Raw genomic sequence first — 4,399 nt, 5'->3', positions numbered from 1 at the left:
TGGCCGTTTGATTGTGCCTGTGGCTGATCAGCAAAAGCAGGTGCTGGTGGTTGTTGACCGCTTGGCGGTCGACAAATGGCATCGCGAAAACAAAGATCTTGTTAAATTTGTCCCCCTGTTACAAGGAACTCGCAACGTATGAAACGCAGCACTTTGAATGGCTATTCCCCATTAAGTCACCTGCATTCCCTGGCCCTTGGCTTTGCAACCTTGGTGTTGCTGGGCGCTTGTGCATCCACGGGCAACAATGCGCCTGTGATCGATCGCCTGCCCCCACGCGCGGGCGACACCGGCGCTTCGGCCGAAGGCACTTACATCGTCAAGCCTGGCGACACGCTGTATGGTATTGCCCTTGAGTTTGGGCTGGACTGGCGTGAACTGGCCAGAGCCAACAACCTGGCCGATCCCAGTAAATTGAGCATCGGCCAACGCCTGAAGGTGGAGGGTATTTCTGGGCAGGCTGTGCCGCCCCTGGCTGCCAGCACCGAAAGCAACGGCGTGGTTGAAGTCACCCCAGTGGCCCCGGCTGGTGGAGCCCGTCCAGTGAGCCCCGTTGAGCCCGCCACCGAATTAAGGCCGCCCGCACCGGCCAATGTGACGTTGGGCTTTATGTGGCCGCATCAAGGTGAAATCATTCAAGCCTATAAGGCAGGCGTCAACAAGGGCATCGACCTGGCTGCCAAGGTGGGTGACCCCATTTATGCTGCGCAGGCGGGTAGGGTGGTGTATTCGGGCAACGCCCTGCGTGGTTACGGCAACCTGATTATTCTGAAGCACGACAACAACCTGTTGACCGCCTATGCCCACAACAAAACCTTGCTTGTCAAAGAAGGCGAGCCCGTGACCAAAGGTCAAAAAATTGCCGAAGCCGGCCAGTCTGATGCTGACCGACCCAAATTGCACTTTGAGGTGCGCAAGCAAGGCAAACCCGTGGACCCCATGGAATACTTGCCACCCCGTTAAGCCCCATCTTTTATAAGCACATCATGGGTAGAAGCAGAAGAAAAAAAGAACCAGCGCCGTTTCCGCAGGTCACTTTGGATATTGAGTCGATTGACCTCGAGGGACAGGGCGTGGCTCACCTTGATGGCAAGGTGCATTTTGTAGAGGGTGCCCTCACCGGTGAGACGGTCGTGGCCGAGGTGGTTAAAAGCAAGCCCAGTTATGCTCGCGCGCGCGCTGTGCAGGTATTAAAAGCCTCATCGGTGCGCACCACACCCCGTTGCCCACATTTTGGCGTGTGTGGTGGGTGCGCCATGCAACACCTGGAGCCCTCGGCCCAAGTGGCCATTAAAAACAGGGCCCTTGAGGATCTGCTAGAGCGCATCGGCAAACAAAAACCCGAGCGAATGCTGCCACCCATCCACGGCAGCTATTGGGGCTACCGCCATCGCGCCCGCCTTACCGCGCGATTTGTTCCCAAAAAGGGCGGCATGCTGGTGGGCTTCCACGAGAAGGCATCCTCTTATGTGGCCACCATGTATGAATGCCATGTGCTGCCTCGCCACGTGTCCAATATGCTGGTGCCTTTGGCCAAAATGCTTGAGGGTTTGACCATTTATACCCGGGTACCGCAGAGTGAGCTGGCTGTGGGCAAGGGGGTGACTTCAGTGGTGTTGCGCCACTTTGAGCCTCTGGCCGAGCAAGATCTGCAAGCCTTGCGAGCCTTTGGCGAGCAATGGCAGGTGGATTGGTGGCTTCAACCAGAGGGGCCCGCCACCATTCATCGTTTGCTGCCCAGCACACCCGTGGATTTGCAGTACCTTATCCCCAGCTTTGGCATACGCATGCGGTTTAGGCCCACAGATTTCACCCAAGTTAACCATCTCATCAACGACGCGATGGTCAGCCGGGCGGTGGGCTTGCTGGAACTCAAGCCTGAAGATCGGGTGCTTGACCTGTTCTGTGGCTTGGGCAACTTTTCTCTGCCATTGGCCACCCAAAGCAGCCATGTTAAAGGCTTTGAGGGCTCAGAAGACCTGGTGCAAAGGGCCGCTGAAAATGCAGAATTCAACGGCTTGGCTGGCAAAACCGAGTTTCATGTTCGTAATTTGTTTGAAGTGGAGTCGGCTGAGTGGGAAAGCTGGGGGCGCTTTAACAAAGTGCTGATCGACCCGCCGCGCGATGGCGCTTTGGAAATTTGCAAAGCCATTGTGGGCGCCAAGGCAGAGTTTCAGCCTCAGCGTATTGTGTACGTGTCGTGCAGCCCATCCACTTTGGCCCGCGACACGGCGGTGTTATGCGCAACGGGCCCATACACGCTAAAACAGGCTGGAGTGGTGAACATGTTCCCCCACACGGCGCACGTTGAATCCATCGCGGTTTTTGAAAAATAACGGTTTGACCGCGATTGGCAATCAATAACAAACGGGGCCACTTGGGCCCCGTTTACGTTGGTGGTATGCCCCACCAACCTGGCGATCGATAGTGATATCGATCAATTGAGCTTTGATATTGCACCCATTGCGCCGCCCAATCAAGTGTTTTTGATGTTGCGGCGTGTCATGCAAAGGGTGTTTTTACTCCCGGCTGCCGCCAGCAAAGGCCATCAGCAACTGCAGCAAATTCACAAACAGGTTATACAGGTCCAGATAAATGCTCAGTGCAGCCGAAATGTAGTTGGTTTCTCCACCCCGCATGACACGCTGCAGGTCGTACAACAAAAACATGGAGAACAAGCCCACGCAGATGGTCGAAATGGTGAGGTGGAGCGCTGGCATTTTCAGAAACAGGTTTGCCACGCTGGCCACAATGACCATCATCAACACAATAAACAAGGTTTTGCCCATGTTGGTGAAGTCGCGCTTGGTCACAGCGGCGTAGCTGGCCAAACCGAAGAAGATGGCACCAGTGCCCAATGCGGCCATGCCGATGATTGCGCCGCCGTTGCTCAAGCTAAGAGCCACAGACAAGATGCCCGACAGCATAAGGCCCATGAAGAATGTGAAGCCCAGCATGAGCACCACACCCAATGAGTTGTTGCGGTTGCGCTGAATACCCCAAATAAAACCGAACATGGCAGCCAGCATCACCACAAAAGCCAGAATCGGGCTGCCTGCAAACAGGGTGAAGAACCCAAACTCCACGCCCAGCCATGCGCCCAATGCTGTGGGAACCATGGACATGGCCAGCAGGTAGTAGGTATTGCGCAGCACCCGGTTGGTGTCTACTTGGGAAACACCACCAGCCGTGCGGCCAAATGACGTTGTGTTGAATTCAGACATGTTCGTACTCTCCTTGCGAGTCAACAAATTCCAGTGATTTAGAGTAATGGTAACGGCCAAAAGTTTCAAATGGAGTGAGCGGTCAGGGTGACGGTTTGGTTTTTTTTATAAACCAGCTATAATTGCGGGTTAATTTTTAAGCTTTTCAACATCACCGGAGTGGTTACACCATGGCAATCGAGCGCACACTGTCTATTATCAAGCCTGACGCAGTGGCTAAAAACGTAATTGGTCAAATTTACAGCCGTTTTGAAAACGCTGGTTTGAAAATCGTGGCCAGCCGCATGGCCCACCTGTCTCGCGCAGAGGCAGAAGGCTTCTATGCAGTGCACAAGGCTCGCCCATTCTTCAACGACCTGGTGAGCTTCATGATTTCCGGCCCCGTCATGATCCAGGTTTTGGAAGGCGAAAATGCCATCGCCAAAAACCGCGAGCTGATGGGCGCAACCAACCCCAAAGAAGCTGCAGCCGGCACCATTCGCGCTGATTTCGCTGAAAGCATCGACGCCAACGCTGTGCACGGCTCAGACGCCCCAGAAACAGCGGCCGTTGAAATCGCTTATTTCTTTCCTTCTTCGCAAGTGTTTGCCCGCTAAGCTAAACTAAGCTTGGTCGTGCGCACAGGCCGCATGCACACAGGGGCGCACAACGCCCCTGTGTTTTTTTAAAAAGCCTGCTTTTTTGTGTGGATGCTCCCATGAGTGCTCAACCCGACAACCTGCTTGAATACTCGGTGCCCGAGTTGGTCCAGTGGTGCGCGTCCCTGGGAGAAAAGCCATTCCGTGCCAAGCAACTGGCCAAATGGATCCATCAGTCTGGGGTCGATAACTTTGACGCCATGACCGATTTGGCGAAGAGCTTTCGTAGCACCCTTCAGCAGAAGGCATTCATCGCGGCGCCCGGGATCATTTCTGACCACGTGTCCCGAGATGGCACGCGCAAGTGGTTGTTTGATGTGGGGCAGGGTGACGCTGTCGAAACCGTGTTCATCCCCGAAGAGCGGCGCGGCACTCTGTGCGTAAGCTCGCAGGCGGGTTGCGCTGTGAATTGCCGATTTTGTTCCACCGGCAAACAGGGGTTTTCGCGCAATTTAAGCACGGCCGAAATTGTGGCTCAATTGTGGAAGGCCAATGTGCTGTTGCGCGAAAGCGGTACTCATCAGTACGCGCAAGAGC

Annotated in this window: 5 protein-coding genes and 1 pseudogene; 5 read left to right on the top strand and 1 reads right to left on the bottom strand. The window is 54.9% G+C overall.

The window, feature by feature from the left end:
* Positions 1 to 13 precede the first annotated feature (13 nt).
* The 3 genes from ACEQU8_RS07575 to rlmD are packed head-to-tail and all read left to right on the top strand — an operon-like array spanning position 14 to position 2,336.
* Positions 14 to 142, top strand: a complete 129-nt coding sequence (locus tag ACEQU8_RS07575) for a hypothetical protein (RefSeq protein WP_370262686.1) — start codon at positions 14 to 16, stop codon at positions 140 to 142.
* Complete coding sequence (locus tag ACEQU8_RS07570; protein WP_370262685.1) at positions 139 to 963, top strand: peptidoglycan DD-metalloendopeptidase family protein; 825 nt, start codon at positions 139 to 141, stop codon at positions 961 to 963. Before ACEQU8_RS07575 ends, ACEQU8_RS07570 begins: the two co-directional genes overlap by 4 nt.
* Positions 964 to 986: 23 nt before the next feature.
* A complete protein-coding gene (rlmD, locus tag ACEQU8_RS07565) occupies positions 987 to 2,336 on the top strand; it encodes a 23S rRNA (uracil(1939)-C(5))-methyltransferase RlmD (RefSeq protein WP_370262683.1) in 1,350 nt (449 codons plus the stop codon).
* A gap of 183 nt (positions 2,337 to 2,519) precedes the next feature.
* Here rlmD and ACEQU8_RS07560 read toward each other — a convergent pair whose 3' ends face one another.
* A complete protein-coding gene (locus tag ACEQU8_RS07560; protein WP_370262682.1) occupies positions 2,520 to 3,224 on the bottom strand; it encodes a Bax inhibitor-1/YccA family protein in 705 nt (234 codons plus the stop codon).
* A 170-nt stretch (positions 3,225 to 3,394) separates the two neighbouring features.
* Here ACEQU8_RS07560 and ndk point away from each other — a divergent pair, with 170 nt between their 5' ends.
* Together ndk and ACEQU8_RS07550 are read left to right on the top strand one after the other, a co-directional pair.
* Positions 3,395 to 3,820, top strand: coding sequence for a nucleoside-diphosphate kinase (gene ndk, locus ACEQU8_RS07555; protein ID WP_370262681.1), 426 nt, complete (start codon positions 3,395 to 3,397; stop codon positions 3,818 to 3,820).
* 101 nt (positions 3,821 to 3,921) lie between these two features.
* Positions 3,922 to 4,399, top strand: a pseudogene (locus ACEQU8_RS07550) (23S rRNA (adenine(2503)-C(2))-methyltransferase RlmN); the annotation flags it as partial.

The organism is Limnobacter sp., from assembly GCF_964228395.1.
GTDB lineage: Bacteria > Pseudomonadota > Gammaproteobacteria > Burkholderiales > Burkholderiaceae_B > Limnobacter.
This window is presented reverse-complemented; position numbering and strand designations above follow the sequence as displayed.

Coding starts and splice junctions, on each gene's coding strand:
- ACEQU8_RS07570 (WP_370262685.1), top strand. CDS start 139: ATGAAACGCAGCACTTTGAATGGCTATTCCCCATTAAGTCACCTGCAT.
- rlmD (WP_370262683.1), top strand. CDS start 987: ATGGGTAGAAGCAGAAGAAAAAAAGAACCAGCGCCGTTTCCGCAGGTC.
- ACEQU8_RS07560 (WP_370262682.1), bottom strand. CDS start 3,224: ATGTCTGAATTCAACACAACGTCATTTGGCCGCACGGCTGGTGGTGTT.
- ndk (WP_370262681.1), top strand. CDS start 3,395: ATGGCAATCGAGCGCACACTGTCTATTATCAAGCCTGACGCAGTGGCT.